This window comes from Brevundimonas sp. FV1ye28, from assembly GCF_058681135.1.
In genome coordinates, this window is the sequence record NZ_CM178731.1 from 3,171,279 (window position 1) to 3,186,409 (window position 15,131).

The 15,131-nt window shown below is 66.6% G+C and carries 14 protein-coding genes; 10 read left to right on the top strand and 4 right to left on the bottom strand.

The features are described from left to right. Window positions 1-230 precede the first annotated feature (230 nt). The 5 genes from cysK (at window position 231) to ACW171_RS15625 (ending at window position 3,769) form a co-directional block, all read left to right on the top strand. Entirely contained in the window at window positions 231-1,205 is a 975-nt protein-coding gene (gene cysK / locus ACW171_RS15605; protein WP_492094576.1) for a cysteine synthase A, read from the top strand. 63 nt (window positions 1,206-1,268) lie between these two features. Next, window positions 1,269-1,526, top strand: a complete 258-nt coding sequence (locus ACW171_RS15610) for a type II toxin-antitoxin system VapB family antitoxin (RefSeq protein WP_492094578.1) — start codon at window positions 1,269-1,271, stop codon at window positions 1,524-1,526. Further along, a complete protein-coding gene (locus tag ACW171_RS15615) occupies window positions 1,523-1,924 on the top strand; it encodes a type II toxin-antitoxin system VapC family toxin (protein ID WP_492094580.1) in 402 nt (133 codons plus the stop codon). The genes ACW171_RS15610 and ACW171_RS15615 overlap by 4 nt, the downstream gene beginning before the upstream one ends. Before the next feature lie 27 nt (window positions 1,925-1,951). Next, window positions 1,952-3,169, top strand: coding sequence for a DUF2336 domain-containing protein (locus ACW171_RS15620; RefSeq protein ID WP_492094582.1), 1,218 nt, complete (start codon window positions 1,952-1,954; stop codon window positions 3,167-3,169). A 156-nt stretch (window positions 3,170-3,325) separates the two neighbouring features. Continuing rightward, window positions 3,326-3,769 carry a Ros/MucR family transcriptional regulator gene (locus ACW171_RS15625; RefSeq protein WP_492094584.1) on the top strand — a complete coding sequence of 148 codons (444 nt, stop codon included), beginning with the start codon at window positions 3,326-3,328 and terminating at the stop codon, window positions 3,767-3,769. A 57-nt stretch (window positions 3,770-3,826) separates the two neighbouring features. Here ACW171_RS15625 and ACW171_RS15630 read toward each other — a convergent pair whose 3' ends face one another. The 4 genes from ACW171_RS15630 to ACW171_RS15645 form a co-directional block, all read right to left on the bottom strand. After that, entirely contained in the window at window positions 3,827-4,939 is a 1,113-nt protein-coding gene (locus ACW171_RS15630) for a DUF2336 domain-containing protein (RefSeq protein WP_492094586.1), read from the bottom strand. Beyond that, window positions 4,936-5,751 (bottom strand): hypothetical protein, encoded by an 816-nt coding sequence (locus ACW171_RS15635; protein WP_492094588.1) that lies wholly within the window; start codon window positions 5,749-5,751, stop codon window positions 4,936-4,938. Before ACW171_RS15635 ends, ACW171_RS15630 begins: the two co-directional genes overlap by 4 nt. A gap of 131 nt (window positions 5,752-5,882) precedes the next feature. After that, a complete protein-coding gene (locus tag ACW171_RS15640; RefSeq protein WP_492094590.1) occupies window positions 5,883-6,917 on the bottom strand; it encodes an ABC transporter substrate-binding protein in 1,035 nt (344 codons plus the stop codon). A gap of 642 nt (window positions 6,918-7,559) precedes the next feature. Then, on the bottom strand, window positions 7,560-9,377 hold the full coding sequence (locus ACW171_RS15645; protein WP_492094592.1) for an ABC-F family ATP-binding cassette domain-containing protein: 1,818 nt from the start codon (window positions 9,375-9,377) through the stop codon (window positions 7,560-7,562). 156 nt (window positions 9,378-9,533) lie between these two features. Between ACW171_RS15645 and ACW171_RS15650 the strand changes: the two genes are divergently transcribed. From ACW171_RS15650 to ACW171_RS15670, 5 genes are all read left to right on the top strand, one after another. Then, window positions 9,534-9,863, top strand: a complete 330-nt coding sequence (locus ACW171_RS15650) for a DMT family transporter (protein ID WP_492096652.1) — start codon at window positions 9,534-9,536, stop codon at window positions 9,861-9,863. Between the two features lie 41 nt (window positions 9,864-9,904). Then, window positions 9,905-10,378: a YcgN family cysteine cluster protein gene (locus ACW171_RS15655; RefSeq protein WP_492094594.1), complete on the top strand. Its 474-nt coding sequence runs from the start codon at window positions 9,905-9,907 to the stop codon at window positions 10,376-10,378. 52 nt (window positions 10,379-10,430) lie between these two features. Beyond that, a complete protein-coding gene (locus tag ACW171_RS15660) occupies window positions 10,431-13,568 on the top strand; it encodes a PAS domain S-box protein (RefSeq protein ID WP_492094596.1) in 3,138 nt (1,045 codons plus the stop codon). Between the two features lie 194 nt (window positions 13,569-13,762). Beyond that, window positions 13,763-14,044: a spike base protein, RCAP_Rcc01079 family gene (locus ACW171_RS15665; protein ID WP_492094598.1), complete on the top strand. Its 282-nt coding sequence runs from the start codon at window positions 13,763-13,765 to the stop codon at window positions 14,042-14,044. Then, a complete protein-coding gene (locus ACW171_RS15670; RefSeq protein WP_492094600.1) occupies window positions 14,044-15,108 on the top strand; it encodes an SGNH/GDSL hydrolase family protein in 1,065 nt (354 codons plus the stop codon). Before ACW171_RS15665 ends, ACW171_RS15670 begins: the two co-directional genes overlap by 1 nt. Window positions 15,109-15,131 lie beyond the last annotated feature (23 nt).

The window sequence follows — 15,131 nt, forward strand, 5'->3', positions numbered from 1 at the left end:
GTGGCCGTCGATGGAAGTCGCGTCAGACAGTGATCATCCCCCATGGGCGTCCGTTCAGCCGCCGCCAATCGTCGCAAACGCGGTGGAGCTTGAAAGGGTTCATGCCCAAACGCTTGTACGACGCGCAGACGGCCCTATGTCCTTTCGAAGCCTGCGTACCGCAGTCGCTAAGCCCGACTGTACGTACTATCCCGCCCCCCCCATTTTCACGCGACCAGCCGGAGCCTGCCATGTCCGACACCGCCCCCAACGCCCGATCCACGCAAGGCCGCGGCAAGATCTATCCCTCGATCGTCGATACCATCGGCGATACGCCCCTGGTCGGTCTGCCTCGTCTGTCGGCGGAATATTCGCCAAAGGCCCGGGTTCTGGCCAAGCTGGAGTTCTTCAACCCCATCGCCTCGGTCAAGGACCGGATCGGCGTGGCGATGATCGAGGGGCTGGAAGCAACCGGCAAGATTTCGGCGGGCTCGGTCCTGATCGAGCCGACCAGTGGCAACACGGGCATCGCCTTGGCCTTCGTTGCGGCGGCGAAGGGGTATCGCCTGATCCTGGTCATGCCGGAATCGATGTCGATCGAGCGCCGCAAGATGCTGGCCCTGCTGGGCGCGGAGCTGGTCCTGACCCCCGCCGAGAAGGGGATGAAGGGCGCCATCGCCATGGCCGCCGAACTGCTGGACCGCACGCCGGGCGCCGTCAGCCCCTCGCAGTTCGAAAACCCCGCCAACCCGGCGATCCACAAGTCGACGACGGCCGAGGAAATCTGGAACGACACGGCGGGCGCTGTCGATATCGTCGTGGCGGGCGTCGGCACGGGGGGCACGATCACCGGCGTCGGACAGGCGCTGAAGGCCCGCAAGGCGTCAGTGCGGATGGTCGCGGTGGAGCCCACCGCCTCGCCCGTCCTGTCGGGCGGCGAGCCGGGACCGCACAAGATTCAAGGCATCGGCGCGGGCTTCATTCCGACGATCGTGGACCGCTCGGTCATCGACGCCGTCGAACAGGTTTCCAACGAGGACAGTTTCGAGATGGCCCGAAAGGTCGCCAGGGTCGAAGGCATTCCGGTCGGCATATCCTCCGGCGCGGCCCTGACCGCCGGCTTCCGTCTGGCCGCGCTCGACGAGAACGCCGGCAAGACGATCGTCGTGATCATCCCGAGCTTCGCTGAACGCTATCTGTCGACGGCGCTGTTCGAGGGGCTCTGAGGAAGACGACAATGGAGAGTCTTCCTAACGTGTGTTATCTTCCTCGGTGATCGAGGGAAGACCATGGCGCTGAACATCAAAGATCGCCGCACTGACGAACTGGCCCGCGAGGTCGCCGCTCTGACACACCAGGGGATCACAGAGGCGTTGCGCGAAACCCTGGAACTGCGTGTCGTGGAATTGCGGAGTGCGAAAGCCGCCAGGGACAGAGACGCCGCTCGGGAAATCAAGGCGATGCAGGCCCAGATCGCATCCGCGCCGGTTCGCCATACGCATTCGCTCAAGGAACATAACGACCGGCTTTGGGACGACAGCGAGTGATCGCGGTGGACGCGTCGGCGGTGGTGGCGATCTTGTTCGGTGAGCCCGAGGCCGGCGCGTTTGACTCTGTTTTGAGCGGCCCTGTCTCTTGCTCCATTTCCGCAGTGTCGGTTCTAGAAGCCGAGACCGTGGTTCGGGGACGCACGACGGAGGACCTCGTTCCGCTGGTCCGTCGTTTGTTGTCGCTTCGCAACGTTCGGATCGTGCCTTTGGACGACGTGCAGGCCCAACTGGCGTCCGACGCCTACGGTCGTTTCGGCAAGGGGTTTCACGCGGCGCGGCTGAATCTGGGGGACTGCGCCGCCTATGCTTTGGCGAAGTCGATGGACGCTCCGTTGCTCTACAAGGGCGACGATTTCGCCCAGACCGACCTGGTCGCGGCCGTCACCGGCGGTTAACCCAAGCGCCGTTACCTTGGCGGCATCATGTCCGATCCGGCGCTCGTCCCCCCTGAAGAGGCCTCGCAGCCCGCGTTCCGCGCGCGCCATGCGTTGCTGAAGCGGCTGGCCGACGTCGTGTCGCTGCCGGGCAGCCGGGTCAACGCGTTCGAGCGGTCAGTGACGGGCGATCTGCTGGTCGAGATGCTGCGACTGGCGGCGCCGCGCGAGCGTCAGCGGGTGGCCCAGCGGCTGGCGCCCCTGGCCGAACTTCCAAACAGTCTGGCGCGGATGCTGCTGCGTGACGAGCCGGCCATCGCAGGCTTGCTGCTGGAACAGTGCGCCTCCCTGTCGGACGCGGACCTGGTCGCCTGCGCTCGCGACACCGGGCCGGAGCATCGCTTCCTGATGGCCAGCCGTCGAGGTCTGACCGAGGTGGTCACCGAGACCCTGATGTCGTTCGACGAGCAGCATGTGATCGAATGCCTTCTGAGGAACAGCACGGCTCGCCTGTCGCAGAGCGGGGTCGAGCATATCGTGGGCCTGAGCCGACAGATGCCGGTCCTGTGCGGCCATCTGTTGAGACGCCCCGAGCTGCGGCCGTCGGGCGCCTATGTGATGTTCTGGTGGGCTCCGGCGGAGGACCGGAAAACCATCCTGCAGCGCTTCGCCGTGAGCCGGGAAGTCATGCAGGAGGTGGTCGAGGACGTCTTCGCCATGGCTGCCGAAGAAGGGTGGCAGGACCCGGTGTCGCGCAAGGCGCTGCAGTTCATCGAGCGCCGCCAGCGCAACCGCGCCGCCATAGACAAGAGCCCCTACGACAGCCTCGAGCATGCCGTGACCGTGGCCGCTCGCGATGGCCTGAGCCGTGAAGTGGCGGCCGAGGTCGCCTACCTGGCCGGGATCAAGCCCCTGACCGGGGCCAAGATCATGGGCGACGTGGGCGGGGAACCCCTGGCGATTCTGTGCAAGGCGACCGGCATGTCGCGCGTCGATCTGCAAAACCTGTGGCGTTCGGTCAGGCGTCCCGAGACGACGGCCGACGGCCGGGTTCATCCGGATTGGGATCGCGTCCAGGTCACCTATGAGATGCTGGCCGTCGATCGCGCCCAGACCGTGCTGCGCTACTGGAACTGGTCCCTGTCCTCGGCCTTGTCGCCGGATTTGCTGAGGGCGATCCGTGACGGCGACGAACTGGCCCTGGATGAATATTCGACGCCGGAGCGGGCGGCGATGATGGCGCTGGCCGAGAACTTCGGCCGCTGAGGCCGCAGAAAGGCTAAGTCGAACTATAGTTCGCGCGTTTGCTTGACGGCGGAAGGACGCGTCTTGTCGCCTGGCGCATTGCTTTCGGCGTCGAACATCCGTATTTGCCGAAATCATAATCGCCGTTGTGCGACAAGAACAGGCAAGGACAAGATCATGGACGCTGCAAGACTGGACGAACGCTCGGAACTTCTCGAGATGACCGCAGACATCGTTTCGGCCTATGTCGGCAACAACAGCGTCTCGGCCAACGACCTGCCGTCGCTGATCGCCAACATCCATGCTGCCCTGTCGCAGGTCTCGACCGGCGTGGTCGAGGTCGAGCCCGAGGTCAAGGAACCGGCCGTGCCGATCCGGAAGTCGATCAGCCCGGACTTCCTGATCTGCCTGGAAGACGGCCGCAAGTTCAAGTCGCTGAAGCGCCACCTGCGCACCAAGTACGACATGAGCCCGGAAGAATACCGCGCCAAGTGGAACCTGCCCAAGGACTACCCGATGGTCGCCCCGAACTACGCCAAGGCCCGTTCGGACCTGGCCAAGCAGATGGGCCTGGGCCAGGGCGGACGTAAGCCGGCCCGCGTCGCGCGCGCCAAGAAGTAGTCTTCGGACTTTCGACGATCAGACGCCCGCTTCCGCACGGAGGCGGGCGTTCTGGTATCAGGCTGCGGCGGCGTTGCCGCGACGCATGCGCCAGAAGCGCAGGGTCCTGAGCGCGGCGTCGCGTTGCAGTTCGGCGTAGAGCTTGGCGTAGCTGCCGGCCTTGCCCATCGCATTGTCCTCGCCGCCGATGATGACGACGGCGAAGGTCAGGAACAGGGATCGGTCGAGATCGGCGGCCTTGCAGATGACGGCGAGGGCGTCGAGTTCCTTCTTCTCCACGATCTGGCTGGCGGTGTGGAAGTCCACATCGGCCAGTTGGGCGAGGGCGATCAGGAACGAGGTCCTCGAGCCGGAGCGCAGGAAGCGGGCCAGCATGCTCGGGGTCAACTGGTTGGCGGCCTTCAACTCGCCGACATAGGCGAGGCATTCCGAATAGTCGGCGGGCAGGGCGCCGTCCTCGGTGGCGACCCGGGCGCGACCCGCGGCCAGCGCGCTTTCCAGCAGGGCCGGGTCCATGGCGGCGTTCTGTTCGAGGATCTGCTGACGCAGTCGGGCTTCGACGACGAAATACATGTCGTTCAGCAGGTCGGCAGGCAGGCCCTGACGCTGGACGGTCACTTCGTGGAGCGCCGGGTTGACCCTGGCGCGCTCGACGGCCGTCTCGCTGGCGGCGCGCGACAGGCGGGCGCCGTCGTTCCGCAGCAGGGTTCCCAGGGTCTCGTCGTCGCCGCGCTCGACGATGACGTCGGACACGGCCTCGGATACGGTCACGCGTTCCGAAACGGCGCGTAGATGGCCCTGGCCCTTGGAGCGGACGACGCCCAGGAGATCGTCGTCGGTCAGGACGGTGGACGCGCGCAGAACCGCGTCGGCGACCGAGACCTCGTCGTTGGCGAGACGCCGGATCAGGCCGCGCGGGGCGTCAGCCGACAGGGCGAAGCGCGCCGAAAGCTCGGCACGGACAGCGGTCTCCATCTCGGCCGTGAGGTCGGTGAGAACGGCATCATAGAGACCTTCTTCGGCCGCGCTGCGGTTCGGGGATCCGAAGAAATGCTCGGTCAATTCACGCAGAAGGGCGCGGCGCTTCTCGCTCGATGTTTCCTGGGCAAGGACGATCAGATCGGGCAGACGCGAGCCGGTCTCGACGGGGGCGAAGGCGGCGTCGCTCATGGCAGGTTCGGGTCTTCGTTGGGGACCACGCGTCGGCGACCCTGAGGATCGCGGATGGGCAGTTCTTCTTCGGGGACCGCCGCATGGTCCAGGGTGACGCTGTCGAAGTAGACCGGTTCGGGCAGGGGCGTCGGATCAGGGCGATGGCCGGCGTCGCGATGCACCGAGTAATAGCGCGCGCCCGAGGACCCGGACTGGGCGGAAGCCTGTGCCATGCCTTGCGGCCGGTCTTGCTGAATCTGGAAGATGCGGGCGTCCTGGCGAGGGGCCATCGCGTCGGCGGCGGCGATGGGTTGCTGTAGCGGTGGCTGGGACGCCGTGAGTTGGGCGCTGGGCTCCCGAGGGGGATGGGGCATGTCCATGACGGGGGCGTCGCGTCGCGGGGCCATCGCGTCGGCGGCGGCGTGGGTGATCGGTTGAGGCTGGGTCGCCGCGTGCTCGACGTGCGCCGTCATGGCGGTCAGATCTCCGACGGGGTCCGGGGCGCCGGGGGCGTAGGCAGGCGTCACGCGCGGGCCGATCCAGACGCTGGCGGGGGTCAGGCCGCGCGAGACGGCGACGTTGGAGACCGGAGCGACCATCTGCGGCTGGTAGGGCGACTGCGACGGCGCGACCCGGCGCGGGATCATGGCGTTGCGGGCGCGTGCCTGGGCGGCGTTCATGTCGGCGGGTGTCGTGCCGACCGGACGGTTGGCCCAGGTCAGGTAGCGGCCGGCGGCGGGCGTGGACTGGGCGTCGGCGGCGGTCGCCGCAAGGCATGCACCCGCCATCACCAAAACGAGCGGCAAGATGCGGGCGGCGCGGTACGGCAAGGGCGAGGCTCCCGTTCGAACAGAACGTATCGAGCACCCTAGGAGCGAGCCGCTTAACCCCGCGCTAACAGCCGTAAAGCTTTCACACCCGATGGCGCCGCCGCCGGCGCTTTACCAAGCGGGTGGCCGGGTCAGCCACGGCCGGGCAGGAATTCGTCGGTGAAGGCGGTGCGCCAGCGAAGGTCGGCGGGGTAGACGCCGGCTTGCGAGGTCACTTCGAAGAAGGCTTGCCAACGATCGATGGTCATCGCGCCGAGGCCGTAGAGGGCGGCGTCGCCGGAATCGACGATGCCGTTCTCGCTGAGCTTGGTCCGGGCCTGATCCAGGATGTCCTGAGTCATCTCCGGGTTGGCTTTACGGATCAGGGCGTTCGCCGCGGCCGGGTCGCCCCGGATGTAGTCGCGCCAACCCTCTGCCGAGGCGGCGATGAAGCTGCGCAAGGCCGCCGCATTGTCGCGCGCGAAGCCGTCCGGCGAGAGGACCATGGTGGCGTAGGAAGGGTAGCCCTCGTCGGCGAGCAGGAAGACGCGGGGTTCGAAGCCGGCTTCCTGTTCGATCGTATAGGGATCGGAAGTCAGATAGCCCTGCTGCACCGCGCGCTCGTCGGCGAGGAAGGCGGCGGGGTTGAAGTCGTACTTGCTGACCTGGTCGTCGGTGAAACCGTATTTGGCCTTCAGCCAGACCCAGAAGCTGGTGATCGAGGCGTCGGCCAGCAGGAACGGACGACCGGCCAGATCAGCGATGCCGGTCAGGTCCGGGTCGGGGTGGGCGATCAGGACCTGGGGGTCCTTCTGGAAGAAGGCGGCGACGGCTTTGACCGGCGCCTCTTCGGCGACGAGATTCATCGGGATGAAGCTGTTGGAGCCCATGCCCAGCTCGACGGCGCCGGAGGCCAGGAGTTGCGGCACGTTCACGCCTGGGCCGCCCTGAATGATCTGGACGTTCAGGCCCCGCCGCTCATAGGCCCCGGAGGCGAGGGCCTGGTAGAAACCGCCGTGCTCGGCCTGGGCGCGCCAGTCGGTGGCGAAGCGGATGCGGACGCGGCCCTGGTCGTCGACGGGGGCCTGCTGGTCGCCGCACGAGGCGAGGCCCATGGCGGTGACGGCGACCCCGCCCGCCAGGACGAGTCGGCGGCTGACGACGGACTGAGTCGTGCGGCGGTGCATCGCCGCAAACTAGGGCGGGAGAGGGTGCAAGGGAAGGGAAGCGGCGCTGGAGACCCATCCGGGCTCACGCAGCGAGACGTCGCGCGTCGAGCGGTAGGCCCCTTCCGGAATTGAGCGAGGGGACGACAAGCCCCGGCGAACCGAAACTCCTCGTCCCCTCGCCAAGTCCGGGTTGGGACTTGGCCGTTGAGGTTCAGGGCCCTGGCTTCAGCATCCGCGAGGCAAGCCCCGGAGACGGTCAGCTGTATCCTGGCGGCTCCTGTCCGATGCCGGTCCGTCGAGGATTGCGTCCCCGCCGTCGTTCATCGATCCCGATCCGGTTTCCGTCCGCCTCGGCGCCTGAGCACCGGAAGCCTGGGGCCTTGATCCTGCCCGGTGTTTCCGCCGTCGCCCGAAAGCGCCTTTGGAACCGTGGTCAGAGAGCCGGACCGACCCGCTTGAATCCCCGGTCTCCCTGGGTTTCCGCGCCGCCGTGTCCCTCGGCCTGTTGACGTTCGCGCTGAACCGGCTAGACGGCAAGCGCCCGAGATCGGTCCGCTGTGCAGCATGCCCGGGATCTCGGTGGACAAGCCTGTTAACCTCTGTGGGCGGACGAGATTCGCCTTGGCCGATCAGTGGTTTGTGTTGTCCACAGAAAGCCGCTCACCCCGCCAGCGCCTCGCGCTTTGCCTCCAGTTCCAGCCATTCCTCTTCTGCGGCGGCGAGTTTTTCCTGGGCGGCTTCGAGGGCTTTCATCGTCGAGGCGAAGCCGGAGGGGTCGCGGGAGTAGAAGTTGACGTCGTCGAGCCGCTTCTGGTGGCCGGCGATGTCGGTGGGCAGCGATGCCATCAGGGCGTCGAGCTCCTTCAGCCGGTGCTGGTCCTTGAACGACAGCTTGCCCTTGGCGGCGGGCGGCGGAGGCGGCGGGGCGACGACGGCGGCGGGCTTCGATGCGGTCGGCGTCGCGCCCTTAGGCTGCAGGAAGCCGGGGTTCTGGCCGATGAAGTCGGTCCAGCCGCCAGGGGTCTCGACGATGTCGCCGCGCCCGTTCATGCCGATGGTCGATGTGGCCAGGCGATCGACGAAGTCACGGTCGTGGCTGACCAGGATCAAGGTGCCGTCATACTGCTCCAGCAGCTCTTCGAGCTTGTCGAGCGTGTCCATGTCGAGGTCGTTGGTCGGTTCGTCGAGGACCAGCATGTTGGCAGGCTTGGCCAAGGCGATGGCCAGCAGCAATCGGTTGCGCTCGCCGCCCGACAGGGTCGAGATCGGCTGGCGTAGCTGGGCCTCGGTGAAGAGGAAGTCCTTGGCGTAGGCGGCGACGTGCTTGGAAAAGCCGCGCACGATGATGCTGTCGCCGCCGCCGGGCGTGAGGGCGTCCCACAGGGTCATGTCGGAGCGCAGGCCGTCGCGTGACTGATCGAGATAGACCGTCTCAAGACTGGCACCGAGTTTGACCGTGCCCTCGGTGGGCTCCAACTCGCCGAGCATGATCTTGACCAGGGTCGTCTTGCCCGCGCCGTTCGGCCCGACGATCGCGAGCCGGTCGCCGCGGATGATACGGCTGGTGAAGGGCTTGATCACCACGCGGTCGCCGAAGGATTTGGTGACGCCCTTGAGGTCGGCGACGCGCTTGCCGGAGGTGCTGCCGGAATCGACGCCCAGGTACATCTCGCGCGGGCGATCCGTGGCCTGTTCGGCGCGTTGGGCGCGCAGGGCGTCCAGCGAGCGGGCGCGGCCCTCGTTGCGGCTGCGGCGGGCGGTGATGGACGAGTAGAAGGTCGCGGTCTCCCGCTCGATGGTCTTGGTCAGCTTCTGGAAAGCGATGGCTTCCTCTTCCATCGTCTTGGCGGCCCATTCGTCGAAGGCGTCGAAGCCCTTGTTCAGGGTGCGGACGCGGCGGCCCTCAAGCCAGTGGCAGGACTGGGTGACACGGTTCAGGAAGGCACGATCGTGGGAGACGATCAGTGCGGCGCATCTGGCGTTGATGATCTCGTTCTCGAGAAGCTCGATCGCCATGATGTCCATGTGGTTGGTCGGCTCGTCCAGCAGCAGCAGGTCGGGCTCTTCGGCGAAGGCCTTGGCGAGGGCGGCGCGGCGGATCTCGCCGCCCGACAGGCCCTTGGTGGACTTGTGCGGGTCCATGCCGAAGGTCTCGAGCCAGGCCTCGGCCGTCCAGTGCTCGGCGCCGTTGGAGGTGGCGTAGTCCAGCAGGGTGTCGCCGGCGATCAGCGGTTCCTGGGGCACATAGGCGAACTTGACCGCGCCGTTGATGGAGCGATTGCCGCTGTCAGGTTCGATCAGGCCCATGACGACCTTCATCAGGGTCGACTTTCCGGCCCCGTTGCGGCCGACGAGGCAGGAGCGGGTGCGTGGTTCGATCGCCAGATCGACGCCGTCGAACAGCGGGCGCTGGCCGTCCTGGAGACGGACGTCCTTGAGAGCGACGAGAGGGGGGCGGGGGGAGGAGCGGGGAGCCATGGCGGGCGCATATAGAGGACCGATGGAGCCGCCGCCATGGAGGACGGCAGATTGACTGTCACCGTCCCGCCCGTATGTGACCTTTATGGACACCCTGACCCACCGCGCGCCCGAACTCTTTCGCGCCAAGATGATGGAGCCGGTGTCGTGAGCCCAATGACCTGGGCGGCCTTGCTGGGCGCGATCGGGTTCGAGGTCGCGGGAACGACCCTGTTGCAGAAGAGCGAGCAGTTCAGCCGGCTGTGGCCGACGCTGGGAATGGCGGTCTGCTACGGCGCGGCCTTCTATCTGCTGTCGATCACGCTGAGGCAGATGCCGGTGGGGATCGCCTATGCGGTCTGGAGCGGGTTGGGGGTGGTGCTGATCTCGATTATCGGATTGGTGGTGCTCAAGCAGAAGCTGGACGCGCCGGCTCTGCTCGGGCTGACGATGATCGTGGGAGGGGTGGTGGTGATCAATCTGTTCTCGAAGACGGCTGGGCACTGATCGGTCGCGACATCGCCCGGATCGCGGCGTAGAAGCCGCCGATGACCGCCCCCTTCTGGCAGACCAAACGCCTGGATCAGATGACCCGCGAGGAGTGGGAGAGCCTGTGCGACGGGTGCGGGCTTTGCTGCCTGATCCGGTTCGAGGACGAGGATACGGGCGAGGTGTTCCCGACGCGGGTCCACTGCAAGCTGTTCGACGGACAGCTGTGCGCCTGCACCGACTATGCGAACCGCAAGGAGCATGTGCCGGACTGTATCAAGCTGACGCCGTGGAACATCCAGGCCTTGGGTTGGATGCCGAAGTCCTGTGGCTACCGACGGATCCACGAGGGACGCGGGTTGGCGGACTGGCACCCGCTGGTCTCCGGTGACCCGGAGACGGTGCATACTGCCGGCGTATCGGTCCGGGGACAGACGATCAACGAGATGGAACTGGCCAAGCCCGAGGACGCGGTCGAGTACGAAGCCGTGGAATGGCTGGAGGAGCGCGGGGTGAAACCGGTTACACGGTAACCCTTTGTTTGGACAGCGACATTAACCGTGATCTCCTGGATGGAGATCGGTCGTGCCTAAGAGTGCTGCGTTTGATCGATTGACCGAATTGGCGGCGGCGATGTTCGATGCGCCGGTCGCCCTGATCACCACACTAGATGACGAGCGCCAGTGGTTCCGCTCCAATCGGGGCTTCGGGGCCGACCAGACGGCGGTGGAGGAATCCTTCTGTCGGCACATGGTCGGGTCCGATCCCGGCACGACCCTTGTGGTCGAGGACGCCACGCTGGACGGTCGGTTCGTGCAGAACCGCCTCGTCACCCAGGAGGGCGTGCGGTTCTATGCCGGGGCGGTCATCACCACGGCTGACGGTCGCCAGGACGGCGCCGTCTGCGTTCTGGACACGGTTGCGCGCAGGGCACCCACCGACGCGCAGATGGAAAGCCTGAAGCTGCTGGCGCAGCTTGCCGGGCAAGAAATCGATCACGGCAGGCTGCTTCGGCGTCAGGCCGAGCACACGGCCATGCTGAAAATGTCCGAGGCCATGGCCGGGGTCGGGCACTGGCGCTACGAGTTCGCATCGGGCGCGCTGTCCTGGTCCGACGAGGTGTTCCGCATCCATGGCCTGGAGCCTGGATCGGTCGATCCGAGCCTCCACAGCACGGGCGACCAATATCACCCGGACGACATGGCCGAGGTGTGGCGGCTGATCGAACGGGCCAGCCGGACAGGCGAAGGCTATGACACCCGTCTGCGACTGACCCGGCATGGAGAGGACAGGATCACGCGCGCCCAGGCCAGGGCAGAGCGGGACGAGACCGGCGCGGTCCTGGCCCTGTTCGGCGTCTTTCAGGACATCACCGACAGCGTCCACGCGCAGGACCGGATCGAGCGCAGTGAGGTCCTGTTCCGCGTGCTGAGCGAGACGGCGACGGACATCATCGCCCGCTATGGCCCCGATGGCACGTTCAGATATCTGTCGCCCTCGATCGAGGCGATCATGGGTTATCGACCGGAAGAGATGCTCGGGCGCAAATGCAGTGCCTTCATTCCAGCCGAGGAGACCGAGCGGGTCGAGGCCCTGGTGCAAGCCCATCTGAAAGCCGGGCCAGGGGCACCGCCGCTGCGCTACGAATACCGGGCGAATCGGGCGGATGGGACGATCGTCTGGTTGGAGGCTTCGCCCCGCGCAGTCTGGGACGCGGCCGGGCTGAAGGTGACCGAGTTCCACGACCACGTCAGAGACATCACGGCCCGCAAAGCCGCCGAGCGGGCCCAGGCCGAACTGGTCGAAACCCTGGTCATGACCGAGGCCCTGGCAGGTATCGGATGCTGGCGGCTGGATGTCGCCAGTGGTCGGGTCACTTGGTCCGACGAGGTCTATCGAATCCACGGCAAGACCCGAGAGACGTTCGATCCCAGCCTGGACGACGCCGTCGGCTGCTATCACCCCGACGACAGGCAGGCCGTGGCGGATTGGTGCGCGAATGCCATCGGGACGGGCGAGCCGGGCGAGTTTCGTCTGAGGATCGTCCGCGAGGATGGCGACGAACGGATCGTCACCTCTCAATGCCGACCCGAACGGGACGAGACGGGTGTCACGGTCGCCCTGTTCGGCGTGTTCCAGGACGTGACCGAGCGCGTGCAGAGCCAGGAGCGGATAGAGGCCAGCGAGGCGCGCTATCGCCTGCTGGCGGACCGGGCCAGCGATGTCATCGTGACCTACGGAGTCGATGGGCTGATCCGCTACATTTCGCCCAGCGTGGAGGCGGCGACAGGCATCGCGCCAGAAGACCTTCTGGGCCAGCCGGTCACGCATCTGATCATCGACGAGGATGTGCCGGCGCTGAGGGACCGGTTCCGCGACATGGTCCGCTCTGCTCCGGAGACGGTTCACCCTGGTCTGGTGTATCGGGCGCGCGTGGCCTCGGGCGAGGTTCGCTGGATGGAGGCGCGCACGACGCTGATCCGCGACGACGCCGGTCAGGTCATGCAGTTCCACGACGTGGTCCGCGACATCACCGAGACGAAGCGGCTGGAGGACGAACTGATCGCCGCACGGGACGTGGCCGAGGCGGGCGCCAGGGCCAAGTCGGAGTTTCTGGCGAACATGTCCCACGAGTTGCGCACGCCACTGACGAGCGTCATCGGGTTTTCCGGACTGCTGCAGTCCAGTGTCGACCTGCCTGAGACGGAACGGCGCTATGCCGACCGCATCGCGACGTCGAGCGAGGCCTTGCTGAGCGTCATCAACGACATCCTGGACTATTCCAAGCTGGAGGCCGATGCGGTCGGGCTGGATCCCGTGGCCTTCGACCCGACAGCCATGGCGCGGGGGGCGGCCTCGATCGTGGAAACCCAGTGCCTGGCCAAGGGCGTCGGCTTGACGGTTTCCATCGCCGACGACGTCCCGGCCGGGATCATGGGAGACGAAGGCCGGTTGCGGCAGGTGACCCTCAACTTCCTGTCCAACGCCGTGAAATTCACGGTTTCGGGAGAAATCCGGATGGACGTGTCCCGTGTCGGCGAGCGACTGCGCGTTGCGGTCAGCGATAGCGGCATCGGCATCGCGCCCGAGAAGATCGACGCCCTGTTCGACCGGTTCACCCAGGCCGATGCCTCGACGACGCGGATCTATGGCGGCACGGGTCTGGGGCTGGCAATCTCGCGAAGGCTGATCGAGCTGATGGACGGGGAGATCGGCGCCGAGAGCCGGCCGGGCGAGGGCTCGACCTTCTGGTTCGAGATCCCGCTGATAGAAGCCGGAGAGGCGTTGGAGACGCAGGCCGACGACGCGGTATTGCTGGCACCCGGAACACGGATCCTGCTGGCGGACGACGCGCCGGCGAACCGCGAGCTGGTCAGGATCATCCTGTCGGGATGGGGCGTCGAACTGGACGCCGTTTGCGATGGGGCCGAGGCGGTCCAGGCGGCTTCGACAGCCGACTACGACCTGATCCTGATGGACGTGCACATGCCGGTGATGGACGGGATGGATGCGTCGCGAGCGATCCGGGCGCTGGAGGGGGCGAGGGCGACCACGCCGATCCTGGCTCTGACAGCCAATGTTCAGCCCGAGCAGGTCGAGGCCTGCGGACGGGCCGGGATGGACGGTCACGTCGGCAAGCCAATCCAGATCGGAGAACTGATCGGAGCAATCGCCGGCGCTTTGAAGGCAAGACCAGGAACAGGCGCCAGCGAGGCGGCCTGACTGTTAAAGATCCGGCCGGAGTTGGCAAAGGATCGTCCGAATTCGTCCATGATTTCAGAGGTCGGTGCTTTTAAGAGCCGATTTGCGCGCCCTATGACGCTGGTCCCCTATAGTTTGGGCATGGCGGGAAAAGGGGGCGACGCGGTGAGCGCGCCCGGCGGCCGCCCCGAACCTCTGAAATCAAGGAGACGACCATGCCATCCAGCCCGGATGCCTATGCCGCGTTCGCACCGTCGCCGTCCGCGCCCGCCAGGCGCGCCGATGCGGTCACGCCGAACGACGCCGCCGATCTGACCAACCTGGCCAAGGCGCTGTATGTCGGGGTCAGCGGCGACGTGAGGGTCGTGCCGGTCGCCGCGCCCGACGGCGCGGCGGTGACCTTCGTCGGGCATCCGGTCGGCTATCTACCCATCCAGTGCGCGCGGGTCATGGCGACGGGGACCACGGCCGGGTCGCTGATCGCGCTGTTCGACTGATGCTGTCGTTCGGTTATCCGTATGCGGCGCCGGGCGGGGTGGTCGCTGGGCGTCGGTTCGAGGTCGCAGGTCTGCCCCTGTGGTCGGCGGCGGTGCGCCGCGCCCAGGCCGGGCAGGGACGGGCCAAGGTCCTGTGCTTGGGCGACAGCACGACGGCGGGGTTCGGGGCCGTGACGCGCGCCGATGCCTGGCCGCGCCGGTTGGCGACCCTGCTGGCCTCACGCGGCGGACGGGAGACAAACCTGTTCTCCGATCACAATCTGGCGGCCTCATACGACCCGCGAATGGTGCGGAGCGCGGGCTGGTCGAAGAACAGTTCCAAGACGCTGGGAGGGTTCTTCTGGCTAAACTCGACGACCGACAACGCCATGACCTTCACGCCTCAGGCGAGCTACGACACCGTCGAACTGTTCGGATATGGCGCTCAGGCCATAACGGTGACGATCGGTTCAGGGACGCCCGTCTCCTTCACCACGGCCGGCGGATCGGTGCTGACGAAGAAGACCCTGACCTGCGCCGAGGCGGGGCTGGATGCGGGCGCCTGGCCCATCGCCGTCACCCGCAACGGAGCGGCGGTCTTCTGCGGGTTGAACGCCTTCGATGCCGCGACCGGGATCGACGTCATGAACGTCGGCACCTCCGGCTGGAAGGTCGCGGAGTTCTCGGGGAGCGCCTTCTCGGCGAGCGCCGGCATCTCGCTGATCGCGCCGGACCTGACGATCATCAATGTCGGGATCAACGACTTCAACCAGGCGACACCCACGACAGAGGCCGCCTTCAAGGCCGGTGTCCAGACCTTGATCGACAGGGGCAAGATCAGCGGCGATGTGATGCTGGTCATTCCCAACGACACGGGTGCCGTCCATGCCGCCAATCGTACCGCGTTCGCTCAGTATCTGAGAGACGTCGCAACCTTGAACGGCCTGGTCGCGCCTCTGGATCTTGCGGCGGCGCTTGGATCCTATGCGGCGGCGGACACCGCCGGCGACATGCTCGATAGCCTTCATCCTTCGGCGCAAGGCCATGGGAAGATCGCGGTCGCGGTTCACCGCAGTATCGCTTGACCGAAATGCAGAGCTGATCGTCG

Excerpts from the sequence above, each read along its gene's own strand:
- ACW171_RS15640 (WP_492094590.1), bottom strand. The coding sequence starts at position 6,917 with ATGCACCGCCGCACGACTCAGTCCGTCGTCAGCCGCCGACTCGTCCTG.
- ACW171_RS15630 (WP_492094586.1), bottom strand. The coding sequence starts at position 4,939 with ATGAGCGACGCCGCCTTCGCCCCCGTCGAGACCGGCTCGCGTCTGCCC.
- ACW171_RS15645 (WP_492094592.1), bottom strand. The coding sequence starts at position 9,377 with ATGGCTCCCCGCTCCTCCCCCCGCCCCCCTCTCGTCGCTCTCAAGGAC.
- cysK (WP_492094576.1), top strand. The coding sequence starts at position 231 with ATGTCCGACACCGCCCCCAACGCCCGATCCACGCAAGGCCGCGGCAAG.
- ACW171_RS15610 (WP_492094578.1), top strand. The coding sequence starts at position 1,269 with ATGGCGCTGAACATCAAAGATCGCCGCACTGACGAACTGGCCCGCGAG.
- ACW171_RS15655 (WP_492094594.1), top strand. The coding sequence starts at position 9,905 with ATGACCGCCCCCTTCTGGCAGACCAAACGCCTGGATCAGATGACCCGC.
- ACW171_RS15650 (WP_492096652.1), top strand. The coding sequence starts at position 9,534 with ATGACCTGGGCGGCCTTGCTGGGCGCGATCGGGTTCGAGGTCGCGGGA.
- ACW171_RS15625 (WP_492094584.1), top strand. The coding sequence starts at position 3,326 with ATGGACGCTGCAAGACTGGACGAACGCTCGGAACTTCTCGAGATGACC.
- ACW171_RS15670 (WP_492094600.1), top strand. The coding sequence starts at position 14,044 with ATGCTGTCGTTCGGTTATCCGTATGCGGCGCCGGGCGGGGTGGTCGCT.
- ACW171_RS15620 (WP_492094582.1), top strand. The coding sequence starts at position 1,952 with ATGTCCGATCCGGCGCTCGTCCCCCCTGAAGAGGCCTCGCAGCCCGCG.
- ACW171_RS15665 (WP_492094598.1), top strand. The coding sequence starts at position 13,763 with ATGCCATCCAGCCCGGATGCCTATGCCGCGTTCGCACCGTCGCCGTCC.